The sequence below is a fragment of the Cohnella abietis genome, from assembly GCF_004295585.1.
Taxonomy (GTDB): Bacteria; Bacillota; Bacilli; order Paenibacillales; family Paenibacillaceae; genus Cohnella; species Cohnella abietis.
Window position 1 is genome coordinate 146,109 of sequence record NZ_AP019400.1, and the last position, 21,542, is coordinate 167,650.

Genomic DNA, 21,542 nt, shown 5'->3' on the forward strand with positions numbered 1-21,542 from the left:
CGATTTTCTCCTCTGTTGTTCTAATGACAGCAGCGGACAACCCTTCCAGTAAGGGAGCCTCACAATGACGCCCACAAAAACAAAAAGAACCGCATAACAACGCGATTCATTGACTTGGCCCCTTATCTCACCTAGTTTTTCCTTTACTAGACCTTTAACTTCTAAGTAGGCTTGTATTCTTCCTGTTTTCTTCCTTAATTGTTCCTACAAATCCGGTTCCTTTAATATATCTACTTTGACCTTCTTCCAGTTGAGTATCTTGCGACCATAACTTTGCAAGAAGTAATACATCCTCTTCATTAGGAGAATTAAGCTCATCTTCACTTTGGTTAGAAAATATCAAATTATTATCTATTTCTTCTTGAGTCAAATCTCCATTGTCGATTAGTACTTCTCCTGTTTCTCCTAAAAAGCCAAATGATCGAATACATCTTCCATTTATCGCTTTGGCCCAAGCGTGGTATTCTACAACTCGATGAGTCCCAAAATAATAAGCTTCATTAAACCGTTCACTTAAATGTGTAATGATTGTTATTGGGCTCATTGAAGAATTCTCGCTACTAATATCAGGCATCCTAGAATTAACCACAAAGGTCCAACCATTGATAGGCGGAGAAATGAAGTAATAGCCCATATTCGCTCCTTCTAACCCTGAATTCCAATTAGAAATCTGTACATTTTTTAGATTTAGTTCATCGACAATAGCTTTTGTGTCTGCTGTCTTAATAGCAATCCACTGATTTTTATACCCGAAAGCTGCAGGTAAATCTGGTACTGAATTAATTTGAATAGGCTCTAGAGATGAATCTATAGAATCTATTGAGCTTCCAGTTTGTTTATTATTTTTATTTCTGAAGTGAATTAATGATAATATTACGATTGATGTAATAACTAAAAGAATTATGTATTTCATATTATTCTCCTTTTCCGCCATATCTTATAACGTTATCTGCATTCACACTCACCCTGTCTAAGATAATAGCTATCTAAGGCCGGGTCGTGTGCTGTCTGAGCTTCTTCTATGATTATACTTCGGACAACCATGGGACGTAACCTCCACAAACACAAAAAAGAACCGCACAACAGTACGGTTCTTCAACATTTTAAAAGTGGCGGCCCCGAAATAAGTGGATGTTGGCGTAATAAACATACATTGAATTTTTATCTCATCGTAACTAATGCATATATCTCTTTAGGAATTCTGACTCTACATAATCATATCTGCATTTTATCTTAAGTTCTTCTATCCGCTCTATTACTTCTTTTGTTTCAGGCTTCTCATAATCTTCAAGAAACTCTATAAGATTATCAGACGAAGCATAATCAAACTTGCGATTAATTTCTTCTTGTCCATTTATCAAATGGACAAACACAATTTTATCGCAGAAGTTTTTATAATAAAGCCATTCTTTATCTAAATTATAAAGGCTTGTCTTACATTCAAATATCTTTTCACAGTGAGTAATATTAACTCCTCTGGGGTTATATAAACTTAAATCTACTTCAGAATCTAAAGCAAAATCAGGACATCTGTTGTTTGGTAATATGGCATATTTAAGTATTCGACTCCCAAACATCAATTTTAATGCTTTGAATACAACTTCTTCCCAAAGATACGCTATGGTATATCGCAAATAGGATTTATGTGCTTTTCGGATTTCATTTAAGGCATGCTCCTCTAAGCTAGTCAATTTGTAAATACAGAACATAATGAAATGTTTTTCGATCTGGTTTTTCCCATCACGAGTAAATTGTTTTCGAAAATCTTCAATTTTCTTAGGGCTTAGCAAATGGGCTGTACGTTGATAGTTATTAAAAACTTTAGGATATTTAAAATTGCTAATAGTAAATGCATTTTCCATTTCGTCTCGATCAACTAATTCATCCAAATAAAATATAGTGAATCACCTCAAAATACTTCAAATCTAATATTTCGAAACATGTATATAGTGATGGTGAAGTTTACTTGTTCTTTTAGTTACTATTCTTTAAATAAAATCAGAAATATAGATCAACACCGTTTCCGCTTTTAACTCCTACCGGACTGAGTGCCTAATAGCCTGATGCGTGACTTAGGTGTTAGACGAAGTCCTCTCTTCTCGAAATACTAACAGGAGATTTATTAATTTATACCTTGATCCATAATGCATCAGTTTGATCACCGTTTTTAGAATAAGTAATTGTATCTAATTGAAAATCTTCTTTTATTAAAAATCCAATCCAATCATTAAAAGTCTCCCCTACTTTTAATTTATAATTGTTCATTAACAGAGGGATAGATGGAATTAATTCTTGAGTTTTTGAATCCAAATAATTAAAATCATAAAAGTTTAAATGAACTTCCGTTCCCGGTTCTTCAACTGAAAGTACTTTGTAATTAATTTTTACAAAATAAAAAGAGTAACCTTTTGGTGCTGGTCCATTTAACTGTGAAAATTGTTTCCACGATTCACTTCCAGTGCTCATTCCAACAACAGAAATTTCGCATATGAACTTATCATTGCCTTTATTAATTGCAATAAATGCCTTTGAACCAGTATCTAATGGATTTGTCTTGGTGTGCCCACCGAACATACTCTTATCCTTTCCAATTATGCTTATTCGATTTAGGTCCGGCATCACATGATATGTTCCACCGAGTTTCTCGACAACCGTACGCATAGGTACGTAAGTCACTCCATCAATTACTTTTGCTTCCCCCTTTACTGGAGAACCATTTATTAATATTGAATATCTAATAGCTGCAAATGCGGTAACTGATAAATATGCAAATAAAATGATTAACACGAATACTGATAGTAGAGTTTTCCTTTTTAATAAAAACAATTTAGAGCACTCCTTAAAATGAAAAGTGTTTAGGATTTGGAAATTAGAGGATTTCATCTAACGTTAACGTGCCACGACGTCCCAACACCTAAAGCCCGAAGGGCGGCCGCGATGCGGTTACCTTGTTAGTTGCGAGGTTCATAGGCAACACGCTCATTTTCCAATATATACAAAAAGAATATATCATTGTAGCAAAGGGTTGTACATGAAGAGGTGAGAATTAATAATCTCTGTTGTCTTGTTGTTGTCCTAATGGCAACAACAGGACAACCTCGCCAGCAAGGGGCCCTCACAACGATGCCCACAATAGCAAAAAGAACCGCACAACAGTGCGGTTCTTCAACATTTTACGTATGGCGGCCCCGAGAGGACTTGAACCTCCGACCTGCGGTTTAGGAAACCATAATTTCCTAAATAGATTCTGTGATGGCTTAAAATCCTGTGGTCCTTTCTCTTACGCGGTTCGAGACATCTATTAAAAATTAATGATAATGGTCAGAAGAAAATTTTTGTTGTCACGTTGTTGTCCTGATGCCCATGGAAAGTACTTACAATGCTTATTCACGCAGGAAAGTAAGCAGAGAGTATGATTGTCTCTTGTAGCCAATTCAATGTTCAATCTTATCTCTGGCTGAGCGTGAAAGGGTGAAACGATGAAACGATGAAACGATGCAAGTTTTAAGTATCCGTGCACTGCCGTATGGCCAAGGGTCAAAGTTCGCTGGATATTCCCATTACTTCAATAAACGAAAAAGGAGCTTGCCGGTAGCAAGCTCCTCAACTATCTTTCGCCGTTCGTAATGAACAATGACCATTTATCAATGATACGGTTCACCGCGAAATATCCTACAATTTTTCAGATCGACTGGCTAACTGCATATTTCAAATGGTAGTAAATCAAATTTGAAATAGTTCAGAATTAATTGGGGAGAATTTTGACCTTGTATTTACCCTTGAAATTATTATTCTCAAAATGGTTGCTATGCGCTCTTACGATACATTAGGGGTGTGGGTGTGGTTAATATCAATTTGGTTGATGCTAAATTTAAGAATGGGCATAGCACATCCAACCAGCGACTATGAGTGAATTTTGAAGTGGCATTGTATCAGATGGTTGTTATTTAATGCAACATCGACTCTCAATTGATTTCATTCTAACAAAGATGTAAAATTTAGAAGAAATAACAAGATTATTTGGGGGTATATGAATGTCGAGTTATATGCCGAAAGTAATAGCGAGTGGCGTACTAGAGATATTCAATGAAATACCGTGTTATGTATTAGATGATGGCCAACGTATATTTAGATTATCAAATTTAACAAAAGCATTACGAGGCAAGGAACATGGTAAGTTTGGTAATTATTTATCAGCAATAAATATTCAGAAATATTTACCTGCAAGATTAATTCCATTGAACGATACAAAACATGACAGAGTCCCACAGGGTGCTATTGAATTTGAGTTTAATGGGAAAACCGAAAAAGGGTATAACTCAGAAGATTTTATGGATGTTTGCATAGCATTCATAGAAGCAGGTTATGAAGAAAAATTAAGCACGGCACAACAAGAGATTCTATTTAATGCAAGAAAATATATAATGGCTTGTGCAAAAGTTGGAATTACAGCTTTAATTGACGAAGCTACAGGATATCAAAATTTACGTGAAGAAAATGCATTACAATTAAAATTAAAATTCTTTTTAGCAGATCAATTGAGAGACTGGGAAAAAACATTTCCTGATGAACTATGGAAGCAATTTGGTAGATTGACAAATTGGCAGGGAAGTATTCATCTTAGACCACGTTATTGGGGTAAACTGGTAAACGAATTAATCTATGAATGTATAGATGGAGATTTAGCAAAATACTTGAAGGAGAATAAACCGATGATGCCCAGTAATGTAAGATATCATCAGTGGTTGAATGAAAACTATGGAATAAGAGCTTTAACACAACATATATGGCAGGTAATAGGTATGGCGAAAGGCTGTGAGAACATATTTGATCTGAAAGAATTAGCGAACAAGGAGTTTAAGAAGACACCTTTTCAACTAACTCTTTTTTAATTCTAATAATTTAAATATGATGCCACTCCTGATATTGGAGTGGCTATTTGTCTTAAATACGTACGTAAATCTTATGATCGTAAACAAGTTTATGCTTAGATACTAAACGGGGAACCGTACCATAAATTGATGGATTCGACTACGCATAACTGCCCGATAGCTTAATCAAAGACAAACATCAAAATCAACACTGAATTTTAACAGAGCCTATAGAATAAATTATTGTGGTAAAATTTTAGGATATAGTTACTGGAGGTATAACGATATGACAGTAAATCCGCTTGATGTGGCAAAACAGTTTAAAGAGCAAACTGGACTTGATGTTCCAACTATTATCCAACGATTTGAGAATATTACTAAAAAGTTGATAAAAAATGATATCAAACAATTAGTAGGTCCAGGAATATACCTTATTTGGGGAGAAAGGCTACTGAGAGACAAAGGAAAAGAGTTGCTCTACATTGGATAATCATCTGTGGCCGGTACTAGTGTTGGTGGTCGAGTATACGAGGAACTAACCTCAAAAAGAGCTACATTTATGAAAAATCTAATTGGTGATGGATATAAGCTAATCATTGAGAGTTCATATGACATATCTGAAGACTGGGTTCGACCAACTGAAGTGACAGTGCACACTTTTAATAAAAATGTGGATGCTATAACAGAAACTGAACGTCGGAGTATAGATGCGCTTGAATTATATATATTAGCAAGAATCGAAGATAGCATTGGATATTTCCCCCTTTTTAACAGAGCCGGTTCTCATAATCGAAAAGGCAATCTTTCGAGGGAAGAGAAAGATAGACAAGATTTTGAAGATGATTATCAATCGCGTACTAGATCAATTTATCTACCTGATGATAATGACGAGGAATGAATAAAATATGTTTCCCAGCGAGATTACCGTTCAATGTGCCGCGGCGGCCTCACGGTACTTGTTTTGAGTATTCGTCCCCTTTAGTTCAATCGTAAGGTTAGTCTTTTGGCAGTTTCTTGAGTTGAAAAAGCTCAATTAAGGATTCCATAGTTTAATACCGCTCTCGGTTACGACATGGTCGGGAACCTTTATTCCTTCGTTAAATAGTGGGATCCGGCAGCGCCACGTGCCCTTTTTGGTCCGATCGGCGTTTTCTTGTTCGAAATCTTTTCCGCCATCCGACTTAAAGGATCGCTTATTTACAATGAACACACACGTAACCCATTTGGATGCGTTGCGATGGATATTCCCCTTCTCTGGCCGGAAGAATGTAATTGCCGAGCGTACTTCCGTTGTGTATAAAATAACCGCAATGACCACAAGTGCATCCAAGCAATGGGCTTGAAGTGCCATATGCCAGTTGAGTGAAATGTTCTTGGATAAGGACGCCATTTTCCCTCGCGGTCTCGATCTCTTTCGCGTAAAATCGGTGAACATACCTGGTGTAACCGCCGTCCATCATAAATGCCATCTTCATTTCACCGGTGCACCGCAGGCACGGTCCCGTGATGATTTCCATGTATCGCCGCCTCTTATGATGTTCACATTTAATGCACTTGGGGTTATAGCATAGATTCATTTTAGTAAAGGGCAATGGCGATTCATTCAATTTATCCAAGTCTTTATAGCTTTCCAGATGAATCTGCAAGACAAAGATGCCTTCTTGCTCATAATAATACATGGCTTGCCACGTAGGCTTGTGCGTCACGACAACTTCAATAACAACACGAACCTGGCCATCTGAAGTAAACAGCGCGATGTCAGGTCTGGTCATCTCCATGGGGAATTCGAGCGCCACGCGAACGCACGATTTGATCAGATCCGCTACGTGCTCGCCCTTGCAATATGAGCAGTTCCACTTAAATAACAACGGTTCCGCTCTCAGGATGCGCTCCTCTATAAGCGTAGCCAATTGCTCCTTGAAGACCCGGTGCAGCATCGTCTCCGGCGTGCAGTCGTCGGACAATTGCAAATGGGCAAAATGCGGCCGTCGCAAACCCCGTTCTCCCTTGCGAAACAGCATGGCGCCGTTGCATTCAGGGCAGAAATAGTCTTCTCCCTTCTCAGCGTTATCAATATGAACGATTTCACCGTCAGCCCTGCGAGTCAGAAAATGTAGCAAGTCGCTCATAAGATTTCTCCATCTTACGTTTTCCACCATTATATCCGAGTCTAACAAAATACTGCTAGTTTCAAATAAAATCTCCCGTTAATGCTACTCTAACAAAAGCCGGAGCGCTCTTGGATTTAAGTACACTATGTACAAATTTGAATTACTAATGTAAGATCAAGTTAATGGAATAAATATGAACAGTCAGGAAGCACCTGCACTGCGGCATCAGCCGCTCTGCTTGGTGCTTCTTTTTTTTCATTTTTAAGTGAAGGAGGAAACATGTATGAAAGTTATTGATCTACAAGACCAGCTTTATCGGAAGGGGCGATTTATTAGTTTATTCCTTAAGGAAGGTAAATGGTTACGTGGAAGGTTCCTTAACTGGTCGTTAATTGATGATAAGACATTTTTGTGGTATTTACTTATTGAAGATATTAACGAAGAAAAGGTGTGGTACATCCATGCATCAATTATTGAAACAATCAATGGATATCCCCCACCATCTACATATTTACATCATCGGTCCGATGAAGAAGTAATAACCTTCATCGAGATGTCATTTGAAATGTATTAATAGGTAGCATCTCTTCAAATTACTACTAATACCGATCATTGATCGGCATTAGTTGTTTTCTATTGCTTTACCTTTGATGTACAATATCATCTTGATCCATGTCGTGGTTACCATCATACCGCTTGTTACATTCATGATTGAAACAGTCAAAGATATTATCCTCCTGTTGTTGCATTGAATCTGGTTCGTTCATTTTATCTATTACCTTGGAAAAAACGATTTCTAAATTATCAATAATCTCTTTGCTTTGTTCAACATCCACCATAGTTCTACGGTATATATTCCCTGAGTGATTTAGGATTTTGGTTTGATTAGTGATTTGACTCCTTTTGGATATAAAAAATCTTTGGTTCTCTTCAGTCAGTTGGTCAATCGATGCTTGGTCAATTTTATTATCATTCTCATACGCAATAACTCGGTCAGATATCATCGATATGCCTTCATAATACAAATCAAAAACATACTTATGAATCACCTGACTGTCCACAAGAGAATCAAACGCCGGATAATCAAACAAGTCAGTTAACCCCTTAGTGATTTTTCGTATCTCTGCGATTAGTCGCTGTCTTACCTCACGTAGCAATTCCGTATTTTTTAGCAAGTTGATCGTAGCTGTTTTCAGTTGTTCGCTTGTTTGCATAGCATACACATCTCCTTTCCATTAATCACACCACGGAGATTATGTTTGCTACAATAATTGCAATGCAAAGCTGATGGCGTGTACTTTGGTTAGCGAATTGTGAATCACGCCCTAATATATGTATGCATGCACGCGGGAATGTTCCGGTTTACCCAACTAACGTTTAATCAAGGTGGCTCATTTACAGCCATTTTAACCCCTCTATGGATACCATCCACGCTATTACATTTCTGTCGATCAACGAGGCTCATTATACCGTTAACAAGAGAAACATCTCGGAGAATAGCCATTAGATAGTCCTCCGCATATTCCCCCAGATCGGCATTCAGAATAATATATCCGGCAGTACATTCTCCTGGTTGGCCTGTATTCTCCCAAGTAGGCCGTGTTTAGTACATTTGATCATTGAGCAACATTGATGGTCGTTCTAACCCCTCTATGAATCCCTTCTCCCTCATTGAAACATGATTAATCAATGAGAGTCATGGGGTCACAGACAAGAGAAGCCACTCGGAGAACAGTGATTGGTATTCACATTTGGTGGGTAGGGCTAGCCTCGACCAATCGAACCCTACTCATCTGTACAGCCATATGACTTCAGTGCTTTTACCGTTATATGTCACGCATTTGATTCAATACAACCAACGTTTCTTCTACTGAGTCGTCCACACTTTGGATTAAAGTGTTCAGACAAGTTCGGCAGGCTTTCTGTAGAATGCAGTAGAAGACGAGTAGAAGGGATTTCAAACAAACAAATAAAAAATTAAAAAATAAATAAATATATATGTTCTTCTACTCTTCTACCGTTGCCTCATATTCACATTTATTTTTATATTTTTTACTCTCCCGGAACAGAAGAGTAGAAGAAATACTTGTCAAGATACCTGAACACTTCGACTGCAAGGTTTCCGGCTGTTCTACAGCCCCTTTTACCAGAGAATTCACGGTGTAGAAGACAAAACAAGAGATTCCCGAAGGAACCTCTTGTAGGCAAAGCTATGCTTCACTTCTACTTAACTGATTGATTCAATAACTGCGCCCGTATCATTCCTCAGAAAGGTGGGCATACTTCTTCCCTGCGATGATGCAAAATCACCCTTCTGAGTTGCCTCATTAATCGGATCATCCTCACAATTGCTTGTCGAAAGTTCTTTTTCAATTGCCTTGGTGTCCAGACGGTACATATAAGGGTAGTCCGTTTTTACTGTCTTGTCCTTGCTGCCCGAATTAATAATGTATGATTGCATCGACGTCTTCTGCGTCGTTTTTCCATTCTTAGCTTTCATAATGATGCCCATCTTGCTCCATCCTTCAAGAACGGTCGTTACATTATAATCGCCCTTAGACAAGAATTCCTTCAATGCGGCAGGAAACACGGCGATATACTCTTTCGTGATCGCACCTTTTTGCTCCTGATTAGCGTTTCCAAACGTAAAATGTTTGGTCTGATTCATAGATACATAATCCACAAACTCGGTTATCGCTTTTATGGCAGGAGATTTCCCTACCATGTTACCGTACACTGCGGTAGCAAACCCTTCCATGACGGCTGTTGTATTGACGATCACATCGAAGCATTGCTCAACAAGCATCGCTGTGAAATGGAGGGCCGAAAGGTAGCCGTTCATAAACGCAATTCGTTCTTTATCCATATGTCCGATGTCTTGGGCGCTAGCTTGTTGGTCATATACTGCCTTAAGTTGTTGATATTGTTCTTTCCATTGATCCCAGTCCTGCCTGTTCTCCATAACAAAGTTTATAAATACAGGCCCAGCAATCCCATGATATTTTTTAACAATCTTCTCGTACGCCTTGCCTTTGGCTTTTGCTGTTTCTACATTACCAAATGGCGCTTGGTTTACTGTCATTAGTCGTCGTGTAATTCCATCCCTATTCAACAAGTCTACACTTTGGGATTCAGCCGATGATAGGATAATCCCCTGTAATACCCTTGTTTTACGTGTAGAACCCGTATTGTATGATTTCCCTTTACCTTGCTCGTTAAAGTAGTTATAGATGACATCGCTAATAATGGACTTCTCCAATTGGTTTTGACCGTCCTCAAGTACAAATACATGATTTTTGAAAAATGCAGCGAGTGGCTCAATATTGGCATATGATGATGACCACTGTAACTTTAACTTTTTAGGATCGCCGTCAATCGCAAGTGCCGCGTATTGTCCTAAAGACTTACCTGTTCCGGTTGAGTTCGCAACCTCTAACATGAACGAATCACACCCAATGATCGGCAATATCTTAGCGGCAAAACCCGTTAAAAACATCACAGTAGGAATCGGATAGTCTGCGAACAGAGCCAGAATATCTTGAACAAATTTGGACGCATCTTGAGGTCTACCATGTTGCTTGTAGCCCTCTAACATAACCTGCTCTTGTTCTCCCGGCGCTACAATGTCGAAACCCTTGATTCCATTGTAGATATAACGACTGAGCTTCGTATCTGTATATCCGAGAGTTAAGCATGTCTCTGACTTAGAGATTGCACCTTGGATCAGTGCATTGTGATGCTCATATTTAACTAGAAAAGGGATTAAACGATTGATCGTAGATTTTCCCTCTTCATCGTACAGACCTTGATAGCCCACATCTGCAATTGTGGCTGAGAATTTTTTTGCATCGATAAAGACAGATCGCTTCACCAACAATGAACTCCAAGTGCCGTCGAGGTTCTCAAAGACGATCTCAATTTGTTCCGCTATATTACTTGCCGCGAGGCCTTTAATAATTCTATTAATAAAAATCGGCTTAATCCCACTTGGTAGCTGTGTCCCTGGCATTTGAGCCAATGTATTGACCGGCGCATTTGGATACAGGGCTACAACTGTTCGTTGGCTCGAGACCGGTCCAGCTTGAAGTACTTGAAATGTTGATCGAGAGCGCTTGATTACAATAAGTTGATCCCGTAATACGGTCTGTGAAATACCAGTAATCGCTTTAAGGTGCCTTATCAATTCGATTTTCTCTGTAATACCGAATTCTTGAAAGAGTTCCAAAATACTTTCTACCTGTATACTTGTCAGTTCTGCCTGAGATCCTTGCGTAAATCCTTCAAATAAAAAATCAATGTTTGAAATTGCCTCGCTTATATGAGTCATCATGAAATCCTCCATTATGCTGTAATTTTTCTAATATGATCATGATTCAATGCATTAAATTCCATAACAATACTTGCTTATCTGCATGGGCCATGAACGCCATTACAATAGCCGGCGGGACACGGTTATTATCCATCATCCGAAAGGTTCTGTATTCGACAGTTACGGCGCCGGAAGAACAGAATAAATTCAATATGGCATGCTGTTCCCCGACCTCCAAGATGAAGTTCTTACCGCGATAAATATGATATCCTCCATCATTCACCGTGAATGCCGCCGAGTTTGTTGCGTTGACCATGTCGCTTAGCGCTTGATCAATCTGAGCCGTGATCAGAAAACCATAGCTGTGCCAACCCGTAGGCAGATAACTGAGGGGAATACAATATAACCGCATGACGCCACCCCCTTAACAGTTTATTAACCATGTTCCACTAATGAATTTTTTTGACTTGCTAAGATATTGAGTCGCTCTATTTGGAGTGCTTACTGCCGAACGATGCATCCAGTAATTGAAAGCTTTGAAATCCGCGTGAAGTACTTCGAGCTTATCTTCTGGAAAGAATCCATGTACAAGAAGCACAGTGAAGTAGGTTTCGGCTACGGGATGTCTCCACTTAGTCTTGCAGTTTCTGATAGACTTAACATACCAATACCACGCAAGTAGTACCCAGCCACGATAACTATCGTTTGAGGTATAAGACCTTGCGATATTACCAAGGTATTCCGTCATCTCAGCATCATAAATCCCTGTTTCATCGACCAGACGACAGAGCATTTGTTGATACGAATACAACTTCATCTCAGCTGTTGCTGACTTATACCCAGATGCGGCACGTTTTAAATTGACCGCTTCTTCAAGTACTTTAAGGCTCTCGATCATGCCTGATTCAATGTAGTCAACTTCAAAATCTGACATTATTGGCTTTATTGCATCTAGGTACATCCCAAAATCCTTGCCAAGTACTCCCGCTTCTTTATCGCTTACATCATTTGGTTTTACACTTACCGATAAATTAGTTTTCATCCTGAACTGCCTCTTCCATAAGTGGATTTTTGAAAACAAAAAAGCCGAACATTCAAGAATAGCCGGGAAAGCACGCATTTCTCTGCGTACCGTTACCAACGATTCTGAACATTCGGCTTAGCGCCTTTACTTTGTTTCTAACTTCATTATACATCGCTTCGTTCATCGTACAAGTAGCTAGAATGCGCAAAAATCGCCATTCCCTGTCTGGACTGGAGCCGCCGCATATCTTATCTGATGAACTATAGTTGATAGTGCTACGGCAGCACTATCGTAGCACTGGACATATTCCAAGTTATTACGCGACAATGTTCTGCGAATAGTGCCGCCGCGGCACTGTTTCAGCACTATAACTGAAATGGTGAATCTCTATTAATTGAACTGAACATCAGCATGTAATTCTTCTTCGTCAAATCCTCCGCTTAATGCCGCGATAAGATCAGCCCCTTTATAGCAAATTAAACCGTTAATACGCCTTGTTGGTACACCCTTCAATTTTCTATACCGCGTGACTCGATGGCATCCTAAACCGTCCTGTATCTGCTTCTTCGTATACAATTCCTTGGGTTCGATTGAGCGGTAAAATGTTTCGATTTCATTTAATGTTTTGATCATGAATACGTCCTCCTTAGATTGAAAAGCTTTTGAATGCGCCTAGCAAACTTTTAGCTGCTTCCTTAGGATCAATAGGTTCAGCGGATGACGTGCTGTCACTGGCCAAATCGTCAAGTGCAGGCATGTCAAAATCTGAAGTATGATCCTGTACAGGTGGAGCATACTGCCTACGTTGTTGGTTAGGCGGAGCGGCCGGCACCGGCGAACTGTACGAAACAACATTCTGGAATAACGCGCTTACCTTCTTATGTAAGTCCGGCGATTCCGTAATCAAGTCCAGTATCTTGTCTTTCCTAACGTACTGACCTTTCATGCCTTGAAGTTCCATGAACTTCTCGAATACATCCGCTTGACTATCGGTAGAAATAAACTTGCCTTCCTCTGTCAGTACAATATCATGGTTAGCCAACGCTACTTTGGTTTCGACGCTATGAGCGATGTACTCTGAAACGTTGTCCGTTTGCTTTTTGATCGCATCGAGCATTTTAACGCGCCGCTTACCTGTAAAATATACATTTTGTCTCTCTGAAAACGACTTTATTGCCATATCAATCACTTCCTCCTAATGTCTATACCCCATTAAAATATGTGCCTGCAACATGGCGCAATTATTTGTAACCTGATGAAACATCAATTTTACGTCAGATCCTTTGCTACAAAGTGGTTCATTCATTTCACTATGTTATTCCTATATGATGTGATAAAAATATCAATTGAAGTATCATATTCCGTCTATAGAAATCTTTATGGGTAAAGCTGGAACGCCCAGTGTTAAGCTTAACAAGTGTTTTTTACAGTGCTACAACAGCACTGGGTTTAGCACTATTCTCGTTAATGTTAATGCTGATATTAATGTTGTTATTGATGCTAGCGCTAATATTAACCATTTCATTGATGCCGAAATCCTTGCTGTGATTTATTAAAAAAAAGGATGGAGGTTCTCATATGAAGGTTTTAGCGGTTTCTACAAACAAGGGTGGCGTACTGAAAACGTCGATCACCGTCAATCTTGCGGGGCTACTCTTCAAGAATAAAAGGGTGCTGATCATTGACGGAGATAATCAGGGGAATGTCGCTTTAAGCTTCGGGCACAATCCAGATTCATTCACGACAACGTTGTACGATGCGCTTATCGATGGAGCCGATCCGAGAGAAGCCATTGTGAATGTACATCACAACATTGATCTGCTCCCGAGTAATGATGATCTCATCTTTCTTGAATTTGACGTGTTGCCAAGTCGGGACAAATTCGGCAATCCGTTTCTGTTGCTTAAGGAATTGGTGGACAAGCTACGGGGCATGTACGATGTCATCCTAATCGACACCCCGCCGAATCTCGGACTGATGCAGGGCAACGTACTTGCATGCGCGGATCAGGTCTTGATTCCCTTTCAGCCCGAAAACTATAGCATGCGCAGCTTGGTGAAGATATTAAAAGCGATTGGAGACTTCAGGAAGAATTTTAATCCGATGCTCTCCGTCTTAGGCATTGTAGCCACGTTGGTAGATCAGCGAACAACGCTACATAGCACGGTTATCCAAGAGTGTAGGCAGTTTAGTTTGGAGCAAAGAGTAAGAATGTTCGACACAATCATTCCCAAATCGATCCGGTTTGCTTCTAGCGTGGCATTTGACCGGTTGCCAGCTACATTGGCGCATCCCAATCATCCTGTTGTGGCGTACTATGCGGAACTGCTGAAGGAGGTAGAGGAGCTTGAGGAAAAATGGTAGCATCGCGAGCTTTGGAGATGTAGCAAAAGGTCTGAGTAACACGAACGCTAATATTAATGTTAATGCTAGCGTTAATATTAATGGGACATTTATTGATCAAATTGTCGACAAGCAGGAAAGCTCCGTGCTAATGGGGCTGTACATTAAAAATGACATCGCCAAGGTTTTAAACGCGCTGGCAAAAAAAGCAGGAAGAGGAGGTAAATCTAAGGTTGCAAATGAGGCACTCAAGAAGATATTTATAGAGGCAGGTTTGATGTAAGGGGCCCTTCTTGGCCCCTCTTTCATATCGTAATTTCTCTTGATAATACCTAATTAATTAGGATCTTGGCATTGGTCTGCCTTTCATTGCCTCATCAAATGTATCATAAAAATTTTGACGTAGTGAGTTGATGGTGGAAGTAATCTTTTCATCATTGCAATTTTCGAGAAGTAGTTCCAAAGCCGTTAATTGACCAAATGCGATATTGAAACTAGGGTATTGTGTAGATAAATATTCAATGAGTTTTTGTTTCGTCACATACCAAGTCGATTTGCCTATTCTATAACCGTCATTATGCACCAAATCTTTTATCTTTCCAGCTAACTTAGGATTTTTTTCAAATATTTCATAAAATCTTGGTCTGCTACGAGGCTGAAAGTCCCATTTTTCAAATACTTTTCGAATTTCTTCTATTGTTAGTCCATTAGTTGCATATTGGCTCTTATTCCAGGCTATAAATGCCTGATATGTTCCGAATACGACAATACGTAAATAGTAATTGGAACCTTTACTAACCATAATATTGTATTCAACTTTAATCCCTATATCTGTATACAATTTATCATAATCGATTACACGAATATTGCTCGTACAAACCTCTTTTATTTTATTCTTATCCAGCTTGTTCCCTCGTAAGCAAATCTCTTCTTGATCCAAAAAATCCAAAAAGTAATTATTTTCCTTAAGCTCCTCACTTATCTCGGAGTAATTATTACCTGTAAGTTGTTTAGTTATATTTGGCTCGTAGTTTGATAAATCTATCATTCATACACCCCCAGGAAACTATACTATATGAATTATTTAAGAGGGTAAAGAACTGTTTATAACAAACAAGACCATTTACTCTTTTTGGTATGAGAGGGATACATTAAGTCTTTGGTTTCCAAGATATTAATGCAAAGTTAAAAGATTATCTTTTCAGTCTAGTCCCAAGTGACGGTCAAATCCGAATTGTAGTTAACTCGTATGGTAGGTGTAGGGTGAAACGTCAAATGAGTGAGGTTAGAGAGTAAAGTACATAGATGATCTTTGGTGCAGACCCTCCGATGATCAGCAACTTAGGTTCGTGAGAAAATCAGGATGTAGAATTGAAAAACCAAATGAGTGTACTTAGTTGGGAGTAAAGTTCAAATTCTAACTTTGGTATAGACCCTCTGCTGATGAGCAGCAAAGGTTCATGAGAAAATCAGGATGTAGAGGTGAAAAACCAAATGTGTGAACTTAGTAGGGAGTAAAGTTCAAATTCTAACTTTGGTATAGACCCTCCGCTGATGAGCAGCAAAGGTTCGTGAGAAAATCAGGATGTAAAGGAGAAAAACCAAATGAGTGAACTTAGTTGAGAGTAAAGTTCAAATTCTGACTTTGGTATAGACCCTCCGCTGATGAGCAGCAAAGGTTCGTGAGAAAATCAGGATGTAAAGGAGAAAAACCAAATGAGTGAACTTAGTTGAGAGTAAAGTTCAAATTCTAACTTTGGTATAGACCCTCTGCTGATGAGCAGCAAAGGTTCGTGAGAAAATCAGGATGTAAAGGAGAAAGACCAAAATGAAGTGGGCTTAGAGGGGGGAAGTTCGAGGATGAACTTTGGTACAGGACCGCCACAAACGTGAATGGAAGAGTCATTTACAACAATATAGTTATCGAAGCACAACGCCCCGAAACTGGCCTCCACTACCGATACATTTAGCGAGGTTACAAATGTTTATGTCCGTGAAGGATAGAAGGCGACGGATAAGCCACCGATACTTGGCATTAGCTAAACAATGACACTAGAAGAGGAGATACAACTGTATGCAAAACACTCTTGATAATCTAGATAATCTTCCGAACGATAAATTCACTAACGAGCCAATTTGGTTTTCGACAGTTAGAGACGCATGGTTTACTCATTTAATTAATGAAACAATTAACAAATTGCCTAATGCACCAGTTGTTTATACAAATAGCTTGGTCTACACCGAGGCAAACTTAGAAGATTGTAATTTTCACTGTCGCTTGAAGTTCTCATCACACGAATTTGATGCAATAAGTGTAAGAGTTAATGCTCTCATTAATGGCAATTTTCTCGAATTGATTAATCTTAAATTTGACTCGGATGGCGAGTTATATGATTACAGCCATAATAGTGTAAACCTTGAGGATATAGATGCAATCATTGAACACAAAATGTTGTTTGAATTATTTGAATTGTGGAAGTCGAGTAAAAAATTGAGCTAGGGAAAAGGCCTCCTGCCTATTTAAGTGGTCAGGAAGCCTTCTAATCAGTAAATACCATCATTAAATAGCTTAAAGTCGAAGGGGAGTTATTCCATTGATCAAAACATTGTACTCTTTTAAAGCTGAGCTGCAAGACCGTAATAAGTCAAATGTTGTTTATAGTATTGAAGAAGCGAATGAGTTTCTTGTCAATTATACAAGAGAAATTACAAATGTTATTCATAATACCTTTGAAAATCTTATTTCTAATTATGATTTTAAAAACAAGGGAAAAGTGGACTCGTATGAAGTTTCATCTAAATCTAAAAACTTTTGTTGTAAGGTCATCTGTCCTATAAAAAAGTATAGAAATTATTATCCGATTAAGGTTGAAGTCAGTGATCTAACAAATAACTCAGTAATCTTTAAATATGAGGATGAAATGTGCTTAACGGGTAACAAAAGTAAGTTCGCAAAAAAAATAGGTCTAATAAAATCTGCTATCCTCGACTCTTATAAGAACGGTCAATTCAATAATCAGACTGTTCACAAGGATCCATTCGTGGAAAACGCATTTATTGAGTTGAAAAAAGTAATTACTAGTTATCCTAAGTGGAAGCAACTCACTCTAGAAATGACAGATAAAAATCGCAGCGGATCGTACTATTCTAGCTATTGTTGTTTTGAGTTCGACCCCAAATATTTATCCGTAACAATATATGATAGTAAAATATGCGAAAGTTATCACGGAACTCATACATTTCAAAATGTTCCTCCTGAAATTTTAGGTGTTATTAAACGATCTATTTTAACAATTGATTTATGGGATTGAGGTGGACTAGTGACCACAATTGAATTTTTACTTTCACTGTATAGTATCTATCTGAGCACCAGCAATTCTATTATGTACTTTGAGCTGACGTTCATGAAGGATGGAATGTGGCGGACAAAATATTATCACTTTACCAATGAAGGATTGAATAAAGCTGTAAGTACTTACGTGGAAGCTAGGAAGAGAAGCCATAATGTATTCTTTGGGGTTTGTCCGAGGGATAGCAAAAATATAAGCAAGTTCGGAAATGAAATGAAAGCAACGAGGTCAAATGTAACTGAATCGTCCATCCTCTGGATTGATAGCGATCTAAAGGGCGCGAATGTAGAGCAAGTAAAAATTCTGCAGAAGGAAAAAATTGACGAGCTAATGGCTTCGAGAATAAGGCCTAATTTTATTGTAAAGTCAGGAAACGGTATTCATGCTTACTGGAAGCTGGATGAAGTGATCGATGTAAAAACCGCATGTACGTTCAGCAAAAGGCTTGCGGTTGAGTTTTCAGCGGATAAAGCAGTAGCTGAACCATCGAGAATAATGCGGTTGCCGGGGCATGGTTTATACAATCGTAAAGACCCAAAGTACCCTAAACCTGTTAAGGTAGTATTTCACGACAATGAACGCATATACACATTAAGTGACTTTGATTGGCTACCAGAATTTTCAGACGAGGTTGATATAGAAGTCGAGGAAGTTCAATTTACAGATGTAATTATTGATTTAAGTTTGGAACAGGTTGAAAAGAGATGCAAAAACAAAAAAATTAGATCCTTAATTACTATGAGTTCTGAGGAGTACGAAAGGCAAGGTAATGGTGATAATTCCGACTCCGGTCGTGATTTTAGGGTTATATGCTTGCTCGTCTCATCCGATTTTGATGACAATGAAATCCTTCATGTCATTTCGAACTATTGTCCTTGGTCAAAGTTTCATAAAGATAGAGGGAATAATCTGAAGTACCTTGCCCGCACAATTATGAATTGTAATAAAAGAGTTGCTGAAAGTCGAGAAGCACGGAATGCGAGCAACAAGAAATTTAAGCAGAATGCAAGAATAACTCACAAGGGACAGAGAATTCTTTAACCTCAATTATGGAAGAGCCTAGGAACCAATTTCTCCGTGGCTCCTCCTACAACTTGTTTTTTGTAGCTTCGACAACGCTGAATTGAAGGGAATAATGAAGAAACACAAAATATGTACTCAGGAGGTAATTTTTCATATGGCAAATTTGACAAATACATCGCTTGTTAAAGCAATCCGTGAGAAAGATCTTCTTACAATTGCTTTGCATTTTCGGAAAGGAATTGATCCAAACAAAAGGGGTCGAGTAGGTACTTTTCCTTTGCATGAGGCAATTATGACAGGAGATGAAAACATGGCTTCGTTCTTCTTAGAACTTAGTAAAATTAATGTAACTGTAGGTCATAAGTCGAATCCTTCTACAACTGAATTGATTGCAGAACACATGCCAAGTTTACTAGGTCTTTTAGCTGATATAAATGCAACTTCGGTTATCTATACCGCAACATACAAGGAAAATACTAATTTACTAAAGAAATGTATTAAGAATGGGGCAAACGTAAATATTACTAATCCTTGGGGAAGAACTCCGCTAATTAGGGCTTTTTTGAATGGGGATCTGAAGTCTGCTTCTCTTCTAATGGACGCAAATGCAGATCCTAATGTACGTGATAATTTTAACAAATCCTGTTTAATATATTGTCTAGACAAAAAATATAATAGTAAAAATATGTGGAATGATTCAAAGGGATTAACGGATATTGCAAAAAGACTTATTATAGGTGGAGCCGGACTTAATTTTATGGATCAAGATATGCGTACGCCGCTCTCCTACGCCTTTGAGTTACTAAATAGCTTTAGATTTAGGGAAGAACTATATGTGGTTATTAAAGAAATGATTAAACGTGGGGCTACTTGTTAGCTGTTATATTGCAATTATTGTAATCAAATATTTAGACATGATAAACTTTTTATAAAGAGATGTAAGTTGTGTTTTCTAAGTTGTATTTATAGCCGGCTGTATGAGGATACATCTCATACCCGGTCTAGGTGTATGCAGTGTATCCTCCAATAATTTAATGGGGGAGTGGTAAAATGAAAAACATTATTAAACCAATAACGCAGTATCATTGGGGTAATGTTAAAGTAAAAGTTGATAAGGTAGAAAACTGGGAGTCGTCAGAGGGTAAATTTAATATAAGTTTAATGCTAAACGGAAACACGCACTCAGTCGTGGCGTTTACACACGATTTTGTATTATACAGCTACATGATTGCGGAACTACATGCAGCTTCGTTAGAAAGAATGCCTTGGGTTGAGGATTGGATGCTTTCTTGCAAAGCAGAAGAACTTAGGGAACAACTTTCAGAAGGTGAAATGGAAGAGCTTGCGTTCTACAAGGACGGACAAGAAACGCGAGAATCCTTAATTAAGTTATTGGGAACTTTTGCGTTTCATACTCTTTCGCGCTTCGTAGAGAACCGCAGCAACCATGAAGAAATTGATAATGAACTAGACCTGCGGTTGGTTCTCCATGAACTAGGCATTTCATCTTACGAAGAACAAAATGATTTTATGTATTGGAAGCCAACGTCTACGATATGTCAATAATGTAAAATGTGTGCCGTCCCCCCTGCTGTGGCAAGCAGAACAACAGGGGGGGGCAATCAACCTCCTGTATTCTAAGGAGGCGCATACTATGCAAGCCGTTATTATTTATTTACTTATTATTAATTTCATTGCTTTTGTAATGATAGCCAAAGATTTTTCTAGCTCCATGCTCGGTGGTCCTAGATTTACAAATAAGCAGTTTTTAACTGTTGCCATTTTGGGTGGAGCGCTAAGTATAATCTTGGGATGTGTCATGTTAAAACATATGACTAAGTGGTATTTTTTATGGCCCTTCTTGGTTGTAATGATAATTCAATTGATGTATAAAGATTATTTTATAGGTGTTCTTTACAGATTAATGAATTAATTATACAAATGCGGCAACCAACGGATGTAGAGTTGGTTCCTGCGACCGAGGTCTACATTCGATTCTTAAGAATAGGGTGTATACCTTTGCTAATCATTGTAGTTTTAACTTTGACTTTGGGAATTGTGGTATGTTTGGCTGTACGGAGTTGGAAAATCATTTTTGATGGTGTAAGTGATTACGTGGATGATCTTAAGAAATATAAGATCCATAAGGAGCCATACAACCCTACAAAACTTAGATTACAAAATCAAAAGAAAAAGCGATCTTGCTGATACAGCAAAGATCGCTTTTTCTATTTGCAATTATAGGCTCATAAATAGAGCCGCGGTAAACTAGAAATAAATTCGGCTAACGCTTCTACATCTTAGTCAAGTTGGTTAGAGCCTCCTTGATGAACATAGAACCGGCTCCTCTTACGATTAGGGGCCGGTTTATTTGTGAAAATAAGACACCATTAATACCATGTGACATTTTGCTTATAAAAAGAATGATTAATTCGGTTCAGCTGCAAGTATTGTAAGAAGCTCATGCGATTGGTTTTAATGAAGATAAATATGGTACATATTCCACATAGG

At 38.4% G+C, this 21,542-nt stretch carries 23 protein-coding genes; 12 read left to right on the plus strand and 11 right to left on the minus strand.

Features of this window, described 5'->3' with window-relative positions; genetic code table 11:
- Positions 1-154 precede the first annotated feature (154 nt).
- The 3 genes from KCTCHS21_RS00655 to KCTCHS21_RS00665 form a co-directional block, all read right to left on the minus strand.
- A complete protein-coding gene (locus KCTCHS21_RS00655; RefSeq protein WP_130604658.1) occupies positions 155-913 on the minus strand; it encodes a hypothetical protein in 759 nt (252 codons plus the stop codon).
- A 262-nt stretch (positions 914-1,175) separates the two neighbouring features.
- On the minus strand, positions 1,176-1,889 hold the full coding sequence (locus KCTCHS21_RS00660; protein WP_130604659.1) for a hypothetical protein: 714 nt from the start codon (positions 1,887-1,889) through the stop codon (positions 1,176-1,178).
- A gap of 238 nt (positions 1,890-2,127) precedes the next feature.
- Positions 2,128-2,826 carry a hypothetical protein gene (locus KCTCHS21_RS00665; protein ID WP_130604660.1) on the minus strand — a complete coding sequence of 233 codons (699 nt, stop codon included), beginning with the start codon at positions 2,824-2,826 and terminating at the stop codon, positions 2,128-2,130.
- Between the two features lie 1,208 nt (positions 2,827-4,034).
- On the opposite strand from KCTCHS21_RS00665, the gene KCTCHS21_RS00670 reads away from it, so the two are divergent.
- From KCTCHS21_RS00670 to KCTCHS21_RS00680, 3 genes are all read left to right on the plus strand, one after another.
- Entirely contained in the window at positions 4,035-4,892 is an 858-nt protein-coding gene (locus tag KCTCHS21_RS00670; protein ID WP_197726496.1) for a P63C domain-containing protein, read from the plus strand.
- Between the two features lie 265 nt (positions 4,893-5,157).
- Positions 5,158-5,361, plus strand: a complete 204-nt coding sequence (locus KCTCHS21_RS00675) for a hypothetical protein (RefSeq protein WP_130604661.1) — start codon at positions 5,158-5,160, stop codon at positions 5,359-5,361.
- 69 nt (positions 5,362-5,430) lie between these two features.
- A complete protein-coding gene (locus KCTCHS21_RS00680) occupies positions 5,431-5,769 on the plus strand; it encodes a hypothetical protein (RefSeq protein ID WP_130604662.1) in 339 nt (112 codons plus the stop codon).
- A 295-nt stretch (positions 5,770-6,064) separates the two neighbouring features.
- Here the strand turns inward: KCTCHS21_RS00680 and KCTCHS21_RS00685 are convergent, their stop codons facing one another.
- Positions 6,065-7,000 (minus strand): competence protein CoiA family protein, encoded by a 936-nt coding sequence (locus tag KCTCHS21_RS00685; protein WP_157993901.1) that lies wholly within the window; start codon positions 6,998-7,000, stop codon positions 6,065-6,067.
- Positions 7,001-7,265: 265 nt separating this feature from the next.
- Here KCTCHS21_RS00685 and KCTCHS21_RS00690 point away from each other — a divergent pair, with 265 nt between their 5' ends.
- The gene (locus KCTCHS21_RS00690) at positions 7,266-7,556 is read left to right on the plus strand and encodes a hypothetical protein (protein ID WP_130604664.1); all 291 of its coding nucleotides are present in this window, start codon (positions 7,266-7,268) and stop codon (positions 7,554-7,556) included.
- A gap of 67 nt (positions 7,557-7,623) precedes the next feature.
- Here KCTCHS21_RS00690 and KCTCHS21_RS00695 read toward each other — a convergent pair whose 3' ends face one another.
- The 6 genes from KCTCHS21_RS00695 to KCTCHS21_RS00720 form a co-directional block, all read right to left on the minus strand.
- A complete protein-coding gene (locus tag KCTCHS21_RS00695) occupies positions 7,624-8,196 on the minus strand; it encodes a hypothetical protein (RefSeq protein ID WP_130604665.1) in 573 nt (190 codons plus the stop codon).
- A gap of 1,013 nt (positions 8,197-9,209) precedes the next feature.
- Positions 9,210-11,312 (minus strand): DUF927 domain-containing protein, encoded by a 2,103-nt coding sequence (locus KCTCHS21_RS00700; protein ID WP_162309237.1) that lies wholly within the window; start codon positions 11,310-11,312, stop codon positions 9,210-9,212.
- Between the two features lie 43 nt (positions 11,313-11,355).
- On the minus strand, positions 11,356-11,703 hold the full coding sequence (locus tag KCTCHS21_RS00705) for a hypothetical protein (protein ID WP_130604667.1): 348 nt from the start codon (positions 11,701-11,703) through the stop codon (positions 11,356-11,358).
- A 12-nt stretch (positions 11,704-11,715) separates the two neighbouring features.
- The gene (locus KCTCHS21_RS00710; RefSeq protein ID WP_130604668.1) at positions 11,716-12,333 is read right to left on the minus strand and encodes a hypothetical protein; all 618 of its coding nucleotides are present in this window, start codon (positions 12,331-12,333) and stop codon (positions 11,716-11,718) included.
- Positions 12,334-12,705: 372 nt separating this feature from the next.
- Positions 12,706-12,948, minus strand: coding sequence for a hypothetical protein (locus KCTCHS21_RS00715; protein WP_130604669.1), 243 nt, complete (start codon positions 12,946-12,948; stop codon positions 12,706-12,708).
- Positions 12,949-12,961: 13 nt separating this feature from the next.
- The gene (locus KCTCHS21_RS00720) at positions 12,962-13,495 is read right to left on the minus strand and encodes a hypothetical protein (RefSeq protein WP_130604670.1); all 534 of its coding nucleotides are present in this window, start codon (positions 13,493-13,495) and stop codon (positions 12,962-12,964) included.
- Between the two features lie 398 nt (positions 13,496-13,893).
- Here KCTCHS21_RS00720 and KCTCHS21_RS00725 point away from each other — a divergent pair, with 398 nt between their 5' ends.
- Positions 13,894-14,679 (plus strand): ParA family protein, encoded by a 786-nt coding sequence (locus KCTCHS21_RS00725; RefSeq protein WP_130604671.1) that lies wholly within the window; start codon positions 13,894-13,896, stop codon positions 14,677-14,679.
- Positions 14,663-14,941 carry a hypothetical protein gene (locus KCTCHS21_RS00730; RefSeq protein WP_130604672.1) on the plus strand — a complete coding sequence of 93 codons (279 nt, stop codon included), beginning with the start codon at positions 14,663-14,665 and terminating at the stop codon, positions 14,939-14,941. The genes KCTCHS21_RS00725 and KCTCHS21_RS00730 overlap by 17 nt, the downstream gene beginning before the upstream one ends.
- A 57-nt stretch (positions 14,942-14,998) precedes the next feature.
- On the opposite strand, the gene KCTCHS21_RS00735 is transcribed toward KCTCHS21_RS00730, so the two are convergent.
- Complete coding sequence (locus KCTCHS21_RS00735) at positions 14,999-15,706, minus strand: hypothetical protein (RefSeq protein WP_130604673.1); 708 nt, start codon at positions 15,704-15,706, stop codon at positions 14,999-15,001.
- A gap of 1,026 nt (positions 15,707-16,732) precedes the next feature.
- Here KCTCHS21_RS00735 and KCTCHS21_RS00740 point away from each other — a divergent pair.
- The 6 genes from KCTCHS21_RS00740 to KCTCHS21_RS00765 all read left to right on the plus strand — a co-directional run bounded on the left by KCTCHS21_RS00740 (position 16,733) and on the right by KCTCHS21_RS00765 (position 20,964).
- Positions 16,733-17,158, plus strand: a complete 426-nt coding sequence (locus KCTCHS21_RS00740; protein ID WP_130604674.1) for a hypothetical protein — start codon at positions 16,733-16,735, stop codon at positions 17,156-17,158.
- A 94-nt stretch (positions 17,159-17,252) separates the two neighbouring features.
- Positions 17,253-17,969 (plus strand): hypothetical protein, encoded by a 717-nt coding sequence (locus tag KCTCHS21_RS00745; RefSeq protein ID WP_130604675.1) that lies wholly within the window; start codon positions 17,253-17,255, stop codon positions 17,967-17,969.
- Between the two features lie 93 nt (positions 17,970-18,062).
- Positions 18,063-19,049 (plus strand): DNA-primase RepB domain-containing protein, encoded by a 987-nt coding sequence (locus KCTCHS21_RS00750; RefSeq protein WP_157993902.1) that lies wholly within the window; start codon positions 18,063-18,065, stop codon positions 19,047-19,049.
- Between the two features lie 136 nt (positions 19,050-19,185).
- Entirely contained in the window at positions 19,186-19,908 is a 723-nt protein-coding gene (locus KCTCHS21_RS00755) for an ankyrin repeat domain-containing protein (RefSeq protein ID WP_157993903.1), read from the plus strand.
- 173 nt (positions 19,909-20,081) lie between these two features.
- Positions 20,082-20,597, plus strand: a complete 516-nt coding sequence (locus tag KCTCHS21_RS00760; RefSeq protein ID WP_130604678.1) for a hypothetical protein — start codon at positions 20,082-20,084, stop codon at positions 20,595-20,597.
- A gap of 88 nt (positions 20,598-20,685) precedes the next feature.
- Positions 20,686-20,964, plus strand: coding sequence for a DUF1294 domain-containing protein (locus KCTCHS21_RS00765; RefSeq protein WP_157993904.1), 279 nt, complete (start codon positions 20,686-20,688; stop codon positions 20,962-20,964).
- Positions 20,965-21,542: the final 578 nt, after the last annotated feature.

Bases quoted from the DNA above. Each gene is read 5' to 3' on its own strand.
- KCTCHS21_RS00655 (WP_130604658.1), bottom strand. From the start codon at position 913: ATGAAATACATAATTCTTTTAGTTATTACATCAATCGTAATATTATCA.
- KCTCHS21_RS00670 (WP_197726496.1), top strand. From the start codon at position 4,035: ATGTCGAGTTATATGCCGAAAGTAATAGCGAGTGGCGTACTAGAGATA.
- KCTCHS21_RS00675 (WP_130604661.1), top strand. From the start codon at position 5,158: ATGACAGTAAATCCGCTTGATGTGGCAAAACAGTTTAAAGAGCAAACT.
- KCTCHS21_RS00680 (WP_130604662.1), top strand. From the start codon at position 5,431: ATGAAAAATCTAATTGGTGATGGATATAAGCTAATCATTGAGAGTTCA.
- KCTCHS21_RS00685 (WP_157993901.1), bottom strand. From the start codon at position 7,000: ATGAGCGACTTGCTACATTTTCTGACTCGCAGGGCTGACGGTGAAATC.
- KCTCHS21_RS00690 (WP_130604664.1), top strand. From the start codon at position 7,266: ATGAAAGTTATTGATCTACAAGACCAGCTTTATCGGAAGGGGCGATTT.
- KCTCHS21_RS00695 (WP_130604665.1), bottom strand. From the start codon at position 8,196: ATGCAAACAAGCGAACAACTGAAAACAGCTACGATCAACTTGCTAAAA.
- KCTCHS21_RS00700 (WP_162309237.1), bottom strand. From the start codon at position 11,312: ATGATGACTCATATAAGCGAGGCAATTTCAAACATTGATTTTTTATTT.
- KCTCHS21_RS00705 (WP_130604667.1), bottom strand. From the start codon at position 11,703: ATGCGGTTATATTGTATTCCCCTCAGTTATCTGCCTACGGGTTGGCAC.
- KCTCHS21_RS00710 (WP_130604668.1), bottom strand. From the start codon at position 12,333: ATGAAAACTAATTTATCGGTAAGTGTAAAACCAAATGATGTAAGCGAT.
- KCTCHS21_RS00715 (WP_130604669.1), bottom strand. From the start codon at position 12,948: ATGATCAAAACATTAAATGAAATCGAAACATTTTACCGCTCAATCGAA.
- KCTCHS21_RS00720 (WP_130604670.1), bottom strand. From the start codon at position 13,495: ATGGCAATAAAGTCGTTTTCAGAGAGACAAAATGTATATTTTACAGGT.
- KCTCHS21_RS00725 (WP_130604671.1), top strand. From the start codon at position 13,894: ATGAAGGTTTTAGCGGTTTCTACAAACAAGGGTGGCGTACTGAAAACG.
- KCTCHS21_RS00735 (WP_130604673.1), bottom strand. From the start codon at position 15,706: ATGATAGATTTATCAAACTACGAGCCAAATATAACTAAACAACTTACA.
- KCTCHS21_RS00740 (WP_130604674.1), top strand. From the start codon at position 16,733: ATGCAAAACACTCTTGATAATCTAGATAATCTTCCGAACGATAAATTC.
- KCTCHS21_RS00750 (WP_157993902.1), top strand. From the start codon at position 18,063: ATGAAGGATGGAATGTGGCGGACAAAATATTATCACTTTACCAATGAA.
- KCTCHS21_RS00755 (WP_157993903.1), top strand. From the start codon at position 19,186: ATGGCAAATTTGACAAATACATCGCTTGTTAAAGCAATCCGTGAGAAA.
- KCTCHS21_RS00760 (WP_130604678.1), top strand. From the start codon at position 20,082: ATGAAAAACATTATTAAACCAATAACGCAGTATCATTGGGGTAATGTT.
- KCTCHS21_RS00765 (WP_157993904.1), top strand. From the start codon at position 20,686: ATGCAAGCCGTTATTATTTATTTACTTATTATTAATTTCATTGCTTTT.